Here is a 17,075-nt window from a genome sequence, read left to right on the forward strand (position 1 = left end):
TTCATTGTTTTTAAACAGCTCAAAAGGGAACGAGTAGCCCCCTTAAAAATGCCTTTTACGAACATTTATTTCATTTATATTCGCTTGGTTCTCGGGCAGTTTTATTAAGTTTGAACTGTTTGGGTTTTACTTGTTTGTCTAATTCACATTGTTAACTAGGTTAACCTGAACATTGGCTGGTCCCGACTGCGAATTGGGATCAGCTTTATATAGCTATCGGTGCCTCTATTAGATTGGAGACGGCTACTACTATATTGTTCTTGAAGGGATGAGGTTTAGGGAACTTTTCTGTAAAATTTCTTCATTTTTTAATTGATTAGGTTTGTTGATTTATGTTGATTTGGTAATGAGTTCTATTTTTTTGCTTATGCCAATTCTACTTCGTAATGATTACTTTCCTATCCTCTGTTTTAAAGTGTGCTCTGCCTGTCGCCTCCAATACTTTTAAGAGTTCGGATAAATTTGCATACCGGGACACGCTTCCGGTAATTTGTTTGTTTTGTATATCGTCCTCAAATATTACCTCGACATTATACCACCTGGCTACCTTACGCATGATCGTGCCCATGTCTTCTCTGTCAAAAATAAACTTACCATCCCTCCATGCTACAGCCTCGTTCACATCAACCTCTTTGACGGCTATGCGGTTATCAGGCAATAGAATTGACTGTTGACCTGGTTTCAAGATTTTTTCAGTTCTTTCTCCTTTTTGAAACACAACCTTTACACTACCCTCAAGAAGGGTCGTTCTGACAATCTTATCATCAACGTAACTGTTGATGTTGAAATGGGTACCCAAAACTTCCACCTCCTGACCTTTACTCTCAACAATAAAAGGATGGGCTTTGTCCTTCGCGATCTGAAAATAGGCCTCGCCATCAAGTTTCACTCTTCGCTCATTATGTTCATTTAGACTGGTAGAATAAGTTAAACTCGAGGCTGCATTCATCCAAACCCTCGATTTATCGGGCAAGGTTAAAACATAGGTTTCGCCTTTGGCAGTGGTCAAAGTATTGATATTATTTTCAATAGAAGTAGTTTCCTTGATTTCATAAACTATCTGGCCGTCTGCAGTCTTGGTTACACTGATGCCAGCCTCTTTTGCGATCTCCCCATTTGCCGCATCACTTAGACGGATCTTTTTACCGTTGGAGAGTGTAAGTGTAGCCCCGATTTTTCCGGGAGTGATATCAGTTGCGTTCGTTGTGATGTTTGTATTTTGCTGTTTATGATACACAAACAAACTTGCTCCAAATACAATTACAGCAACAGTCGCAGCGACAGATGCGATACGAGGCCACATTCTCCAGGCTTTCGCGGGCTGATGTATTCGGGTGAACAGGCCGTTCTCTAAGCGCTGTTCCAGCAAGAACAATTGTTTGTCGCTTAATAAGCTAGTCTGGTCAGGTTCATCGCGAAATAGCAGGTAATAATCATCAAGCGCATTTGTTTCATCAGTACTGGCCTCACCATCCAGATATTTCTGTACGAGTTTCTGAAATTCTTTTTGATTTTTGCCGGACATAATTACCACTGTTTCTAAATACAGTGTCTTATTTTTCAGAAACTCCCAACCAAAGTGATTTTTTTTATTTCAGACTATGTATTAGCAAAGGTAGTAATGCGAGAAACTTGTTGATGTCCGTCCTTAAGGCTACTTCGGTATTGCGCAGTATATTTTGTACCGTTTTTTGAGGGACGCCCATTTCCTGACTGATCTTTTCTGTTGACTGTTCCTCCATGTAACGCCTTATGAAAATTTCCCTGCGTTTTTCTGGTTGTGCGGCCAGCCACTGCGCTACGAACAGATTTAATTCTTTCAGAAACAAAGCGGAATCGGCACCATTATTTTCGTAAAGGAGATGTTCCAATGGCTCCTCAAAAAAGGGCATTATCTTTTTTTTGCGGTATTGCCGGTAGACTGCATATTTGACGGCAGTATTTAAATATGCCTCCAGGTTGATAATTTCACGGTCCGCCCTGCTCTCCCACAAGTCAGCTAATATATCCTGTACCAGCTCTTCACTTTGCTGCGGATCATTCAGGCGGCGGCAACACTCATTGTAAAGCACTTTCCAGTATTTGTAATAGATCAAACGTAGCGCACGCTCGTCGCCACCCTTTAATAAGGGTAATAACTGGTCATCCGTTAGTTCACTTAACCTATCCATACTTCAACTCCCAACTTGGCACATTAACAGATTTTATTGTAGCCAATTCACTAAATTCTTTTCACAATATTAATTAAAATGCCGGAATATAAGCAGTTTAAGAGCTACGAAATACATAAAAATTAACATCCCTAAAGCGATAAATCCTTCTACATTGCCAGTTTATGGAAACTTAATGGCTATTCACCGGAAGTATCCGTGATCCAAAAGCGCTACACAGCTATAAAAATACCCCGATCATCTGGTATCTGATCGTGTTCATAGCTATTTGGAGAGTAACGAACCTCATTATAGCCAGGAGCGTTTAAGTCCACCAAGATAATTAAATTTTATAATCGTTATTATAACGTTTATTATTTAGATTTGAATATACCAAATATAGTCAACGTAATTAATGAGATCAAAATGAAATTTGAGGTTCGAATTGACAACCTTTAGTTTTTAAACAATACAATTAATCAAAAGATTTAAATAAAATATTCGTAAATAACACTATTAATCAATTAATTATGAGTAAGAATTCTTTTTTCTTCGCATTTATATTGTTTGTTCTTAATTCATACACAAGTGTCGGCCAGCAAAAAAAACTACCGGATTTTGATGGTTATCTTTTTGCGTATTTTGAAGGGTCCGGGGATAAAAATATACAGGAACAGCTACGTTTTGCAGTAAGTTCAGATGCAATAAACTGGTTTGCCCTGAATGACAATAAACCAATTATCGCTTCTGAAAAAATATCAGCTACCGGCGGTATTCGCGATCCGCACATATTGCGTGGAGAAGAGCCAAATGCATATTATATCACGGCAACAGATATGTATACGTTTAAAGATGGATGGGGAAGTAATCCGGGAATAGTTATGCTGCATTCCAAAAACTTAATTAACTGGCAACATAGCGTAGTGGACCTGGCCAAAAGCTATCCAGCGAAGTTTGGTGATGTTAAATGGGTCTGGGCACCTCAAACCATTTATGACCCTCAAGTAAAAAAATACTTGGTCTATTTTACTGTTCGATTTAATAATAGTAAAAGATTAGATTTTTATGGCGCCTATGCCAACAAGGATTTTTCCGGCTTCGAAAAAGAACCAAAATTGATGTTTCGCTCAAAATACGGTGCTATAGATGGTGATATTGTCTATAAAGATGGTACCTATAACATGTTCTTTAAAGGCAATACCAAAGATAGTTCCGGAAAGGAGATCAGCAATGGAATACAGAAAGCGACCAGCAAGTCCCTTTGGGGTCCTTGGAAAGAAGATTTTAAATATCTGGATGCCTATTCTGAACAAAAGATTGTCGTTGAGGGATCTAGTGTATTCAAACTGAATAATTCTAAAGAATATGTTCTGATGTATGACCTGTATGCCAATCTTCGTTACGAATTTCAGCGCAGCACCGACCTTATTCATTTCAGCTCAAAGCCTGAGAAATTTACCAAGAACTTCAATCCCCGGCATGGCAGTGTGATTAGTATTACACGCAATGAAGCTCGCTCCTTACAGTCTGTTTGGGGAGGAGTTCCTGAAAACCTGTTGCGCCCTGTGAAGCCTGATGACCGGTATAATTTTACCGCTTCAGGCAATCCCATTATCAAACATGAATTCACGGCAGATCCCTCGGCTTTAGTTTTGGGTGATACGCTATGGCTTTTTGCAGGACATGATTATGCCGGTGGGCAAACGGGATACAAAATGAAAGATTGGCTGGTGTATTCCTCTACAAATTTGAAGAACTGGATAGAATACCCTGTTCCATTGAAAATCACAGATTTTAGCTGGGCAAAAAGTGGCGATGCTTACGCTGGTCAGGTGATAGAAAAAGCTGGCAAATATTATTGGTACATCAGTACGAACTGGTCGGGTATAGGCGTTGCGGTCGCTGACAGACCTGAAGGTCCGTATAAGGACGCTTTAGGAAAACCATTGTTGGTGAATAAAGATTGTTTTTCATCCAGCCATGCATGGGCCTGCATCGATCCTACGGTTATTACGGACAAAGATGGACATTCCTGGATTTTCTGGGGAAATAGCGAATGCTATTATGCTAAATTGAAAGAAAATATGATTGAAATAGATGGTGAGGTGAAGCAACTAAACACGAAGGGCTTTGAATATACGGAAGCTCCCTGGATTCATGTAAATAATGGCAAATATTATTTGTCCTACGCAACGGGTTTTCCCGAGAAGATAGCATATGCAACAAGCGATTCGATCGATGGACCATATAGCTACAAAGGGATAATCAATGAAATAGCGGGAAACAGTAATACCAACCACCAGTCTATAGTTAAATTTAAGGATCAATGGTATTTTATTTATCATAACGGAGCTATTCAAACCAATGGCGGAAGCTTTAGCCGCTCTATCTGTATCGACCGGTTAAGATATAATCCTGATGAAACTATTAAAAGAATTTCGATGACTTCTGAAGGAACCAATTGATGCGTTTTATTAAATTAGAATTGTATACATTTTGCCTCATAATAGATCGGTTAGGCTAAAAAAATTATAATCGTTGAGCTAAAAAAATTGACAAAAAGCTCTTTATATCGGGCAACTTTGAACATGTTTGGGGTTCTCCAAAGACAAAAAAAGATGTAAAAAGCATGAAAAATTTGTCTCAAGCAGATTGCGGAAAAATTCGTAATTGCATACATCAGTTATTTATGGTAGACTCAGAATCTCTTTGGTCGCTGGCTTGAGCCAGGCTCGCCCACTCTAAAAAACCGTCAAACGAAGAAATTTGGTGACGGTTTTGTTTTTCTAATTCTGGTTACCGTCAGCAATCTTGCTTTATAGCCCTCTTTAAAGGTTTTACATTGTTTTTTATTAAACTCTACGCAAAACCGTAACGGGAATTTTGCGGGCTAAAAAGAAAACTATGGAAACCGTAAGCGCAGAGGTTTATGAACAGTAATTCGATCGGTTAATTTTATTTTTCCTTTCGATAGTAATTACATTTGCTCTTTTTCAGACTAGCCCATTAGATAGTATCATCGTAGGTAATGTTGCTTTTCGTCAATTAATTTAATATCACAGGGATCCTTTATAATAATCATAAGTAACTTTGGTTATCTCCGCAATTATTTTTTCATTAGTTTCATTACTTTCTTTGGAACTACTAACAAAAGCACTGATAATAAAATATTTTCCGTTGGGTAAGAATACGATTCCAATGTCATTAACTGCTTCTGTTATACCTTCTTTGTTTGTGCCAGATGAACCCGTTTTGTGAGCAACTATAGCATTTTTAGGAAGCAGCCCCCTTATTCTTTCTTCTCCTGTTTGAGTTTCTTTCATTGTCTTCCAGATAAAACCATAACTTTTTTCAGAAAGCAGCTTATTTTTATTATTATAAAATTTCTTCAATACCTCACACGCAGCCTTAGGTGTTGTCCAGTTTTCGAACATCAAGTCCCATTTTTTTTGTATATCCTCTTCATTTAATTTTATGGCTATATCTTTAATATTGTTATTTTTCATGTATTCTTCTACCACTTTTGGGCCGCCAATTAATCGTAATAAAGCATCACATGCAACATTATCGCTTTGAGAAACAGCATATTGTATTAATGTTGAGATTTGAAACATGCCTCCATTTGGATTTTCTTCTCTTAACGGACTCCAAAGATCAGGTAATAACTCGTTTTTTGTGATACGAACTTTTTGACTCAAGGAAAATTGCCTTTTATCTATCTTCGATAGCATAGCTAAAGCAATATGAAATTTGAATACACTCTGTAAGGGAAAGTGCCTGTCACCGTTTAAAGAGAGCGTGTCTTTACCATCATTTCCGATAATAGATATGCCAACAACAGCTTTTTTTGATGCCAGAATTTGATTGATACGATGCTTCAAAGTATCTAAGTTTTGGGCAGAAGCTTGATAAGTTAAGAGAATTAAAAAGCATAGCAATATTATGCGGAACTTAGATTGGCCTTCGATTATTTTATTTAACATAAAAAATTTAATATGAACAATTATAAGGCAAATTCTTTAAGGGAGATCTAAACTGTTTGATGGTTTTGTAGCTGAATTTCAAAAATACCGAAATACCAGTATATGGGAAACCTTAAAAATAGGTAATTGTTATGGAATGGCTTTGGAATTGACACGAACTACGTTTAGGGTATCTCCTTGTTCGATATTTATAACACTAGAGCCGACCGCTTCAATGATAGTCAACAGAATAGGAGATGGACATTTGATAATGCAACTCGGTCTGGCTGGTCATACTGAATCCCAATCATTCATACAAAACTTTAGCTCGCCAGTTTACTTTGAAAAACTGTACTCGATTTGTTTGCTCCTATTTAGAAAACTGCAATTGATTAACCAATAGATCCATATGGTCAAAGTGTCTAAGAATCAATTGTACACTATTCTAAAATAAGTTGACCGATAGCTTTGGAATATCCACCATTGACCCGCAGTTCTGGAAGGAATGTGAGTACTTGAGTTGTTTACAATATTCAATATCAGCTTAAATTACAATTTCGGGCAATAAAATGAACGTATCATTAAAAACGGGTCGGGATTGAAAATTAAGATGTGGTGCGATAAATATTAATTGATAATTTAGGTCCGTAAAATTAGCTTAAATGATATAAATGGCCAGAAAATATACACTTGTTCTTTTTGTTTTGCTGTCCTGTGCGATGTGGTCTAAGGCGCAGGTGCCGCTGGATCAGAAAGCCTATGCTGACAGCCTGAGTAACAGTTTGAAATTAAATACATCTGACAGCATAAAGGCCAGGACATATTTTCTCTTGTCCTACTATTACATTACTATTAATGAGGTTAAAAAATCAAAGCTATGCCTGGACAAGGGCAGCGCACTTGGAAAAAGGTATCCCTATTTGCGAGCGGTCTACTATTTTTATGAATCCATTGTGTACCTGGAGCTGGATCTGGAAAGAAGCCGGATCGCTGCCCTAACTTGTGACAAACTGCTTTCCGGCTATTCTGATAAGGAAGCCTATCTCTTCCGGGCACGTGCCTTGCATAATACCGCTATCATTGAACAAAGAAAGGATAATATAAAGGGGATGGTGGATATCACGCTCAACAAGACCATTCCCCTGACAGAAAAAAGCGGCGATAAACTTAAACTTGCAAATTTTTATTCACAGCTGGCCATGGTTTTTACGAATATCCGAGAACGCAATAAAGCGGAAACCTATTATAATCTGGCTATTCAAATGGCAAAAGATAAATCCGCTAATTCACCGGTTTTACTTAATGCATATGTTTTTGCGGCTTTGAATTATAACTATTTGAGGAAATTTCCGCAGTCAAAGGCGATGCTGGATAAGGCAAAAGCTATTTTAATCCGTTATCCCAAATCAAATTTACTAGCCGATTATTATTTCTCTGAAGGAAACTACTACCACGGCCAGCGTCAATTCAAGGCTGCATTGAATAGTTATGATATGGGGATTGCCGCGGCAAGAGCACTCAAACAAACTTATATGGTAAATTCGCTGTTGCTTCAAAAATATTCTTCATTAACCTATCTTAAAGATTATAAAGGTGCCCAGCTTATATTGGATAGTGTAATGAAAGACAGCGATTTTATGTCTTCCGCTAATAACAGTAAGGCTATTTTTAAGGAGCAGGCTAAGAACAATGTACATTTGGGTAATGTAAAAACTGCCTATCAATGGCTGGAACGTCAGTTAAAGTTAACTGACAGCCTCTACCAAAGTAGGCGAACTGAAGAAATCAACGCACTCGAGGCGAAATTCAGGAGTGCGGAAAACAGGAAACGGATTTCTGACCTTACTGCCGCCAATGAAAAAGTGAATCTTGAAGCTAAGAACAGGCTTTTAATGAACTGGTTGCTGGGCACGGTAAGTTCGTTTCTCACTATTATACTGGTTGCCGGTTATTTCTTTGTTCAAAAGAACAGGAAACTAAAAGAATTGAATTACCAGCAGGAGCTGAAGTACATCGATCAGCAGCATCAGGTTAAACTCACACGGGCTATGATCCATGGTCAGGATGAAGAGCGTAAAAGGGTGGCGCGCGACTTACACGACGGATTGGGCGGCATGCTTTCCGCTGTTAAAATACACCTTTCAGGATATGCAGCGAAATCGAGTTCGGAAAATGACCAGGAGCTGGATTTAATTATCAGCCGGCTCGATAGCTCCATGACTGAATTGAGAGCGATAGCGAGCAATATGATGCCCGCATCTTTACTCCATTTAGGCCTTAAAGTTTCTTTGAAAGATTTGTGTGAATCTTTTATCTCAGATAATTTAAATATTGATTTCCAGTGCATCGGCCTTAAGGACAATATCCCTGTAGACAAGCAGGTAACTATTTACCGTATCGTACAGGAATTGTTAAATAATGTAGTCAGGCATGCGAGCGCAAAAAACGTGTTGTTGCAATGCAGCCAGTATGATGATAGTTTTATGATCACCATTGAGGATGATGGTGTGGGTTTTGAGCCTGAAAGCCTGAATGACAAAACAGGAATGGGCATGACCAATATCAAAGCAAGGGTAGCTTATTTAAACGGCAAATTTGAGATCATGTCATCTTATGGCCAGGGAACCAGCATTAATATAGAAGTGAATATCTGTACATAAGTCCATGGGTAGGTGGGTACTGATAAATTAGCATTTAAACCGTAACAGAACTAAATTTTATAGTTTTACAATAGTTCATAAATTGCTTGTGTACGTCAGAAAAGCATATGATGCCTCACTATAGGGCGGTTTGTGCTTTGAAATTATCCGTCATCATCACAGTGAGTTAAGATGTACAGTGAATTGGGTAAGGATTCGGCTTTCAACTTCGTGCTTCCATTGGCTAAGCATTAATGCCATCAAATTGCTGAAAAAAGGCAACCCTGTGCAACATAATAAAATGATTGTGTGTCTTATGCTAAAACTCAAAAAAATCATATGAACAATACGTTATTGAAACATTCATTTCTCTTAGTTATTCTTATCGTTTTTTATGCTACAGCGATATCTGCGCAGCAAACTAAAGAGGTTCCATCACCAGAATCATTCTTTCCAAAAGATCGGACAAAGGTGCTATTTGTTGGGTCTTTCCATTTCGACTATCCTGGATTAGATGCTCATGTGATACCGGAAAAGGATAAAATAGATGTGCTTTCTGCTTCAAGAAAAAAAGAGCTTACAGATCTTGTAAATTATATCAAAAAATTTAATCCTACAAAAATTGCGATTGAAGCGGGGCCTGATTGGCATGCGACAAAAAAGTTTAGAGAATATAAAACAGGGGCACATCGCTTAGAACGGGATGAAAGGTACCAGCTGGGGATGCGTATTGCTGCTGAAATGAAACTAGATACAATTTATTCAATCGATGATGATTCTATGGTTTCCGAGTTAAGGCAGGTAAACCCGGACTATGTTAAAGCATTATTTAAAGATTATGATTATAAAAGTGACGATCCGTACACTAAAATGTACGGACGCTTTTACGCAAGTGAGGATAAATTGCGTACTAAAATGAGCCTTTTAGCATTCTTCAAACATATCAATTCGAGAATTTATCATCAGGTTGGATATGGGTCTTATTTGGTAGGGGATTTCAGGCTAGACGATAAAAGAGGAGCAAATGCTCTTGCAACCAATTGGTACAGCAGGAATTTACGCATATTCAGAAATCTTCAGAATATTACTGAAAGCGCTCAGGACAGAATCCTGGTGATATTTGGAAATGGACATGCCTCAATTCTCAGGCAATTGCTGGAAAGTTCACCAGAATATCAATGGATTGAGTTTAATAAGCTAAAATAAATGTGCTTAACAGACTGTTGTACTTATAGCGCTTAAAAAGCTGAACCCTTTAAAGTTCCTTTCTAACTTTAAATGTTTTATGGATTTGAAGAACAGAAATTACTTCTGAAGTATCAGCGAGACGTCAGCGGTCGAAGGTGTTATGCCCAAGCAGCACCAGTCCAAATAGTTCGAGGTAGGGCAGGTGAAAAACATAACCTAATCTTGCAATATTATTGATGCGGTTGTCATCGAAAATGTAATGGTGTCAAATGAGTAAACCCCAAATATGATCTGATCTTTGTTCTTGTTTCAAAAAAGCTGTTCCGGGAATTTTTTATCCTTGGTCGCATGAGGAATATTTATCTTGATGCTCTTATAAATAACAAAATACAAAGGAAGACTGAACCCCAGGTGTTGCCATGATACAATGCTATAGCCTTCGATATTCGCAGGGGCAATTTTTTTAATATCAAATCGATTTGACGTGGATGAGGCAAAGATTTGAACGGATGGTGCTACTCTATTAAATATACTGTTGAGCTCAGTGATAAGCTCGGTATCATTGCCTATTGAAAGCATTTTCTTGCTGCCATATACTATAGATACAGCTCAGTCTCTAGGCGCTTCACCGGAAGGGTGAAAATATTGGACATAACCGTATAGCTTTGCAAATGCTTCAATGTTTCTTTGCTGTCTTTCTGCTACCAGGAAACGTATCATTTCTTTTCAATTTCTAATTTTCGTAATTTGCCGTCCTTAGACCTTATCGTTATAGTAGATTTTTCTTTCCCTTCAAGGATTGACTTTTTATTGAGCAGATCACATAGATCTACGGTTTCAAAAGATGTTCCGTCAACTTCGACAATCTGTTCACCCAAAGAAACACTGCTACCTGCTTCATCCCAGACTAGGCCCACAATCATTTTATTGTTGTTAAAAGTTGGACGAAACGGCCACTGCTTTTCAGCCAGGTCTATCTCTTTCGCATTTCCTTCAAAATAAAACTTCTGTTTTAGGAAGTCAATTGTAACAATCCCATAATCAAGCATTTTAGTGCCCAATCTTGCTCCTGAGCCTTTACTTGTTACAGTCATCACATTTTTCAAATGTATGTCAGCAATGTTGAAGGTTAGAAATTTCAATAAGAACTTCTGATTATCTTTTTCCAAACCAAATGCTCCTATCTGATTGGCCCCATAACCCTTATAGACTGTTTCGTAAACTTTCGCTTTTTTAAGTTGGTCCATCGAAGTTTCAGAAAGTGAGAGCAGGCCATTGTCACCTGTATCAAAATTTACACGCATTGTTGTATTCCCTGAGAGCTGCACTTTAAATACAGGATAGCTCTGAATGGTGTCTAAGAAGAGACTAATTCCCTTTTTGTCGGCTAGTTGAAGTTTTTCAACCAGATCGGTAATGACTATAGTCTTTTTCTGGCTGTTTATTTGGATGATCGAATTCCTTAGTAAATTGCTTCCTAAAATACCGTCGACATTCCAGCATTTAAAAAAGTCCGGAACTCCGACAGCGGCTGGTATACCATTGAAGTTAAGGTTACCGAAGGCAATATCGTTAAGGATGACCGTCTGGCTAGATATATTTTTACCATTTACATCTTTTACTTGATTATTCTGAAGTTTCTCTGCATTTACTGCCGTTAAGATTTTTGAACTTAGGCACATCGGAGCCCCCGTATCAAACAGGAAGTTATAATCGATCCCATTGATTTTGACTTTGACTATCATTTTGCCATTTATATCCTGATAGGGTATTTCCTCAAAATAATGAGTAGATTTTGTTCCGCCTCTATTATAGGAAAGACTCTGCGAAAAACTATACTCGGTTATGAGCAAAAAAAAAGCGATAAATAAAAGTCTATACATGATCCTATTTTAATCCGAAACTAATTAAAATTAGCGAAGGGGATAAGCGTGCCCGGGAACTTTAACTATAATTAACATCCCGGATCTGTTTGATCTGCATATGTAGACGCAGATCTACGCTTGTCATTGATGACAATATCTACATATACTATGTTATTCCTACCATTAATTCCTCGTTTCTTAATAATTAAAATGGATCAAAATCAGTGCTCACTCTGTGGGAATTCAACAGAAAGCACTATCCGATAAATTGAACATTGCTCTAGGTTTGAAAGATGTCCTTAATACGCAGAAATTTCCAGTGTCCATGTACAGAAACTTCCTTTCAATGGAATCACTGAATAAACTTACCACAAGATTTTTAAAGCTAAGCCTGACCTATTATTTCGGCAAGTCATTTAGGGCCAGACAAACAAGGAATGTATAGAAAGATTCAAGGATAAATCAGCCATACGCAGAACGGATGTTCATTTTCACCGAAATGCCCAATTAACACCATTACTAATCCAGGTTGAGATGATTTTCCTTTATATAAATTTTACTTTTTTTAATTTCCACTACTCCATTTGCGCTTTACAACTGTCAATAATCTAAAAGCTACCAATAATGTGTTAAGTAAGGTATAAGTAACAGCTGCCTTTTTGACGAGTTTGTGGCTGAACGCATAACTGACTGGTATAAAAGTGATCGAATGAATTTTTAGATAAAACCTGGAAACCTTGCAACTGTAATTGTCCTGATGAAAAAAAATAGTTGGAATTACCTGTTAATGTCTTTTTTGGCTTTTTGGATAAAAACAGTGCTGAAGAGTTGCTTTCGAAAGATTTAAAGTCACCGCCAAGAATAAAATATTCACTTGAAATCTATAAAAAATAAAATTATGAAAATGTTCAATATTAGAATACTGCCATATTTGATGGGAACCACGGTGCTTTGCATGACACTTAATGCCAGTGGTCAGAAGAAAGCGGAGAGCACAATCGAGGTTTCAGGCAAATTTAATGATAAGGTAAATTTTGAACTTAGCCTCCAGTACAGAAAGATTGGGGGCGGTAGGATGGACTTTGACAGCGCAAAAGTAGTAAACGGCCTGTTCAGCTTCAAAAAAGCGACCAAGGAACCTATAATTCTTACGATTGAAGTTAAGGGTAAAGAACCTGGAAGGGGCGGACCTAGAAACTATGAAAGTTTTTACCTGAATCCAGGGGAAGTAAAAATGACTGGTTCAAGTCAATTTAAGGAAACAGATGTTTCGGGATCCGGCACCATCGGCAATAAAGAATACAGGGCTTATTTCGATTCGCTGAATTACTATATATCAAAGATTAGCGCGGCTAATAGGGCGGTTCCGGCTAATCTTCCAAAAGAAGCCAAAGAAGCACGATATACTAAAAATATGGATTCTATATTTGCTGTCCGTGATGAGCGGGTATTCCTAAAGCAAGTTAAGGAAAATCCTAATAGTTTACTCTCGGTATTAGCCCTGAACGAGTATGCCTCTGAGCCGGTATGGAGGCCCCGCAAAAAAATTCAACCCGAACTTATCGAGCAACTTCTCTCGACATTACCTGAAAAATATCAGTCTTATCCCTCATTGGTTTCACTCAAACAGGAACTCCAAATTTCTAAAGCGACAGGTGCGGGCAAGCCTATTATTGACTTTGCCTTAAAGGATGCCTCCGGCAAGACTGTTAAACTTTCCGATTTCAAGGGTAAATACGTATTCCTTGATTTTTGGGCAAGCTGGTGCGTGCCTTGCAGGAAAGAAAATCCCAATGTTAAAGCGCAATATCAGAAGTATAAAGACAAAGGCTTCACGGTACTCAGCGTTTCTTTGGACAAAGCGGAAGCGAGAAAAGCATGGTTAGACGCGATTGAAAACGATCAGATTGGAATGTGGACGCAGTTAATAGATGAGAACGCCTTTGCCGGAACCGTTGCCAAAAGCTATTTTATAACTTCGATTCCCACGAATTTCCTTATTTCCCCAGACGGCAAGTTTTTGGATAGAAACCTTTACGGAGATAATTTAGATAAGGCTTTAGCCAGGTTATTTGAAAACAAGTAATGTTTTCTTTTAAACCCTTATAGTGATAAGTAGCGGCTGTACCTTTTCTGGTATAGCCGCTATTTGTTTAAGGTGGAAAATTTGTTCTCCTGGAACAGGTTTTGAACAATACAATTGTTCTGCCCGGAATCGAATATAGCTTAGCGGTTTTATCTTAAAATAGCAAGTCCACCCTTATGATAGATGAGGCTGTATTAGGGCAGATCATCTTATTTTGACGGGTTTTCCTCGTCATAACTAATTAATAAAGTTATTCCTATGATCCAGTTTACCTTGCTTAAATGCTGAAAGACCAGGGTCTAAGAATATTTTAAGTTGTTAAACGTGGATTATGGTAATAACATGTATCCCAGAAAAAATTAGCCTGAAGGAGCCTTCAAGCCATTTTGACCCAGTTATTTGACTGAGGAAATACTATTGCAACTTTACAAAAACAATAACTATCTAGTTAAAATTAGCAATTGACTTAACCTTTAAAAAGTTGGGCTTTTGAGAAAGTTCATTGTTTTTAGCGAGCGCCAGGTATTCTACGGGACTTCTTCCATTTAGCGGGGCTTTTATCTATCTATTATTTCTATGATATGCTCTGTATAATTCTATTTTTTTAAGGACTTTCTATATCTGTAGTATTGATATTGCCATCCCTTCTCAGAATAAAAAACAAGGCCTCTGGGATCTCTAAATTTATCAAAAGTTTAAACAAAATTGGTCCTATCATCTTTATATTCTACTTGTTGGATATAGGAAAACACTGCTCCACTGTACATGTCAAATATTAGAAACATGTGGGTTGACCGCAAACTGCTGCGGAATTCTTTGGAGGCAATAATTTAATTTTATTCATATTATAATCGATCCTGTTCTTCAGTTCGGTGTGTTTTTCCGGGCGTTAGTTTGCCACCTAAATGATAGACGAGACTGAAACTAAGCCTACGGCTGTCAGGCGTGTTTTTATAACTGTAAGGTAAGGTATCGCTCAAAGAATACCCCCAGTACCAGCCGGTATGAAATAGATCGGCAAAGGCCAAACGGGCATCCAGTTTGTTGTTCAGGAAGCTCTTTTTACATCCGCCATCCATCGTGAAATAATAGCGGGACATATAGATGCCGTTCAGATCTGGCGAAGTATAACGGGTCTGTAATTCAAAATTGATTCTGGCGGGCAGGCGGAAGGTTTGATTGACAAACAGATCCACTGCTTTTTTTGTCACGGTTAATGGCCCTTCAAGTTGCGCTATGGGATAAGCCGTATAGCTGAACGTGGTCGTGGTTTGGACTTCCCAGAAAGCAGCCAGCTTAACTGGCACAATCAATTGCAGTTCCAGGCGGTCCCGGTATGGAAAATTGCCATTGCTTAAGGTAAGGAGCTGGCTTACCGGGTTGAAGGTGGCTGTCCGCCCGATGAAATGAACTGAATGATTGTAGTTCAGACTGGCGATGTAACGGCCTTTCCAGGTATAGGAGAGCTGGGAGAGCCAGGAAGTTTCGGCAACGAGTCGGGGATTACCCTGGTATAGCGCATATTTATCAGTATAGTAACGTACCGGGTTCAGGTGTGCATAATTTGGACGGTTGATGCGACGGCTGATCGAAAGGTCAAGTTGCTGGTTTTTATCCAACTTTTGGGTGATGGCGAGCGATGGGAACCAGTTCAGGTAACTTGCGGTATTGCGCTGACCCGCAGCGATGGCATTGGCATCCAGGTTGGTTTGTTCGGCACGCAAACCGGCTTCCCAATCAGTACCGTTCCATTTGCCGGAAACAGTAGTGTAGGCGGCTGCGATACGTTCATGGTATTGGAAATGATCGCTGAGTGATGGCGCATAAGTGCTGATGCCGTTTGCCAGAGAGTCATACCTAAAATTGTTATCTGTCGCTATAGCGGCGTATTTCAGTCCGGCTTTGTATATCCAGGTTTTGAAGGGTAAGACCATGTCGGTTTTGAAAGACAGGATATGGATTTTACCTGGTTGGTGAAAATTCAATTGTTGAAAGCCTCCGATCAGGTTGCCCTGCGGATCGTAGCTGTTGCTGTTTAGGTAGCCGTCCGAAAAATTCCGGTAGCCGATATAATTAGCATCGGCGTTCAGTACCTTGCCCGTCGTATCGATCTTAAATTGATAATTTAAATTAACGATATTATTGTAAAAAGGCTCCTTCGCATAGTCATGACTCTGTACCCTGGAAGTCACCTGATTCGCATTATTCAATTTCGTTAATGTTCCGGTTGCATCTTTACTCCAGTCGTCAGTTGTGCCGGTATAGCTGAAGCCCAGCTGCTGCCTGGACGACAAGCTGATATCGGCACCACCGCTATAGCTGTAAAAATGGCTTTGGTTCGGGTTGATCCCATCCCGTAAGAACGTCGAACCACCGGATAACTGCGTACTGGTTTCTTCCAGAAATCGTCGCCTATGATTGTAACCGAAGCCACCGAAAAAATTGACTTTACCGGTGCGGATATTTCCATTCATACTCTCTGAATGCAGCAGGTAGCGGCTAACTGTCATCCCGCTGCTGATATTGAGGGCATATCCCGCTTTACCTGTTCGGCGGCTAAGAATATTGATGATGCCCGCGTTCCCGGCTGCATCAAATTGAGCGGATGGCGTGGTAATTACCTCAATCTTGCTGACCGTCCCGGCATTCATTCCTTCTAGTAAGCGGCTCAATTGCTGGCCAGAAAGATAGGTCATTCGCCCATCCAGCATTACGTTCACAGCGGGCGACCCTTTCAGCACGATATTACCATCCTGGTCTACATTCACACCGGGTGTGCGCCGTAAAAGTTCAAGTACATTACTGCCAGTAGCTCCTGCACTTTGCTCCACGTTATAGCTTAGTTTTCCCTGACGGACACTAATTGCACTGGGTGATGAACTGACAATAACCTCCCCTAGTTTGGTTACCGAAGGCTTTAGTGCTACTTTTAAAGCAGAAGTAAGTTTATTTACTTCTCGCACATCAGGCTGATAACCAACCGCAGTAAACCTCAACTGGTAATGTTGGCGCTCCTGAAGGCTAAAGCTAAACCCTCCCTGAAAGTCACTGGTGATTTGCTTCAATAAAAGTGTATCTGGCAGCAAATAAAGCCGGATTGTGACACCGGACAATGGAGTGCCCTGACCGGTAACTTGCCCTTTCAACGGCATGTCCTGCCCATGAACCTGTAACGCAAGCATTGA

Annotated in this window: 10 protein-coding genes; 5 read left to right on the top strand and 5 right to left on the bottom strand. The window is 39.2% G+C overall.

The window, feature by feature from the left end; translation table 11 throughout:
- Positions 1-376 precede the first annotated feature (376 nt).
- Positions 377-1,525, bottom strand: a complete 1,149-nt coding sequence (locus OQX64_RS02810) for a FecR family protein (RefSeq protein ID WP_265817529.1) — start codon at positions 1,523-1,525, stop codon at positions 377-379.
- A 64-nt stretch (positions 1,526-1,589) separates the two neighbouring features.
- Positions 1,590-2,171 carry an RNA polymerase sigma factor gene (locus tag OQX64_RS02815; protein WP_265817531.1) on the bottom strand — a complete coding sequence of 194 codons (582 nt, stop codon included), beginning with the start codon at positions 2,169-2,171 and terminating at the stop codon, positions 1,590-1,592.
- Between the two features lie 509 nt (positions 2,172-2,680).
- Between OQX64_RS02815 and OQX64_RS02820 the strand changes: the two genes are divergently transcribed.
- Positions 2,681-4,615, top strand: coding sequence for a family 43 glycosylhydrolase (locus OQX64_RS02820; RefSeq protein WP_265817533.1), 1,935 nt, complete (start codon positions 2,681-2,683; stop codon positions 4,613-4,615).
- Positions 4,616-5,206: 591 nt separating this feature from the next.
- On the opposite strand, the gene bla is transcribed toward OQX64_RS02820, so the two are convergent.
- On the bottom strand, positions 5,207-6,133 hold the full coding sequence (bla, locus tag OQX64_RS02825) for a class A beta-lactamase, subclass A2 (protein ID WP_265817535.1): 927 nt from the start codon (positions 6,131-6,133) through the stop codon (positions 5,207-5,209).
- 650 nt (positions 6,134-6,783) lie between these two features.
- Between bla and OQX64_RS02830 the strand changes: the two genes are divergently transcribed.
- Both OQX64_RS02830 and OQX64_RS02835 read left to right on the top strand, forming a co-directional pair.
- Complete coding sequence (locus OQX64_RS02830) at positions 6,784-8,772, top strand: sensor histidine kinase (RefSeq protein ID WP_265817537.1); 1,989 nt, start codon at positions 6,784-6,786, stop codon at positions 8,770-8,772.
- 318 nt (positions 8,773-9,090) lie between these two features.
- Complete coding sequence (locus OQX64_RS02835; protein ID WP_265817539.1) at positions 9,091-9,957, top strand: DUF5694 domain-containing protein; 867 nt, start codon at positions 9,091-9,093, stop codon at positions 9,955-9,957.
- Between the two features lie 698 nt (positions 9,958-10,655).
- On the opposite strand, the gene OQX64_RS02840 is transcribed toward OQX64_RS02835, so the two are convergent.
- Complete coding sequence (locus tag OQX64_RS02840) at positions 10,656-11,822, bottom strand: retropepsin-like aspartic protease (RefSeq protein WP_265817540.1); 1,167 nt, start codon at positions 11,820-11,822, stop codon at positions 10,656-10,658.
- A gap of 217 nt (positions 11,823-12,039) precedes the next feature.
- Here OQX64_RS02840 and OQX64_RS22525 point away from each other — a divergent pair, with 217 nt between their 5' ends.
- Together OQX64_RS22525 and OQX64_RS02845 are read left to right on the top strand one after the other, a co-directional pair.
- Positions 12,040-12,249 (top strand): outer membrane beta-barrel protein, encoded by a 210-nt coding sequence (locus OQX64_RS22525; protein ID WP_416240461.1) that lies wholly within the window; start codon positions 12,040-12,042, stop codon positions 12,247-12,249.
- Between the two features lie 453 nt (positions 12,250-12,702).
- Complete coding sequence (locus OQX64_RS02845; protein ID WP_265817541.1) at positions 12,703-13,890, top strand: TlpA disulfide reductase family protein; 1,188 nt, start codon at positions 12,703-12,705, stop codon at positions 13,888-13,890.
- 845 nt (positions 13,891-14,735) lie between these two features.
- Here OQX64_RS02845 and OQX64_RS02850 read toward each other — a convergent pair.
- The gene (locus OQX64_RS02850; protein ID WP_265817543.1) at positions 14,736-17,072 is read right to left on the bottom strand and encodes an outer membrane beta-barrel protein; all 2,337 of its coding nucleotides are present in this window, start codon (positions 17,070-17,072) and stop codon (positions 14,736-14,738) included.
- Positions 17,073-17,075 lie beyond the last annotated feature (3 nt).

Source organism: Pedobacter sp. GR22-10 (genome assembly GCF_026239715.1).
In the GTDB taxonomy this organism is placed as follows: Bacteria; Bacteroidota; Bacteroidia; order Sphingobacteriales; family Sphingobacteriaceae; genus Pedobacter.

Excerpts from the sequence above, each read along its gene's own strand:
- OQX64_RS02830 (WP_265817537.1), top strand. The coding sequence starts at position 6,784 with ATGGCCAGAAAATATACACTTGTTCTTTTTGTTTTGCTGTCCTGTGCG.
- OQX64_RS02815 (WP_265817531.1), bottom strand. The coding sequence starts at position 2,171 with ATGGATAGGTTAAGTGAACTAACGGATGACCAGTTATTACCCTTATTA.
- OQX64_RS02810 (WP_265817529.1), bottom strand. The coding sequence starts at position 1,525 with ATGTCCGGCAAAAATCAAAAAGAATTTCAGAAACTCGTACAGAAATAT.
- OQX64_RS02820 (WP_265817533.1), top strand. The coding sequence starts at position 2,681 with ATGAGTAAGAATTCTTTTTTCTTCGCATTTATATTGTTTGTTCTTAAT.
- OQX64_RS02845 (WP_265817541.1), top strand. The coding sequence starts at position 12,703 with ATGAAAATGTTCAATATTAGAATACTGCCATATTTGATGGGAACCACG.
- OQX64_RS02840 (WP_265817540.1), bottom strand. The coding sequence starts at position 11,822 with ATGTATAGACTTTTATTTATCGCTTTTTTTTTGCTCATAACCGAGTAT.
- OQX64_RS02835 (WP_265817539.1), top strand. The coding sequence starts at position 9,091 with ATGAACAATACGTTATTGAAACATTCATTTCTCTTAGTTATTCTTATC.
- OQX64_RS02850 (WP_265817543.1), bottom strand. The coding sequence starts at position 17,072 with ATGCTTGCGTTACAGGTTCATGGGCAGGACATGCCGTTGAAAGGGCAA.
- bla (WP_265817535.1), bottom strand. The coding sequence starts at position 6,133 with ATGTTAAATAAAATAATCGAAGGCCAATCTAAGTTCCGCATAATATTG.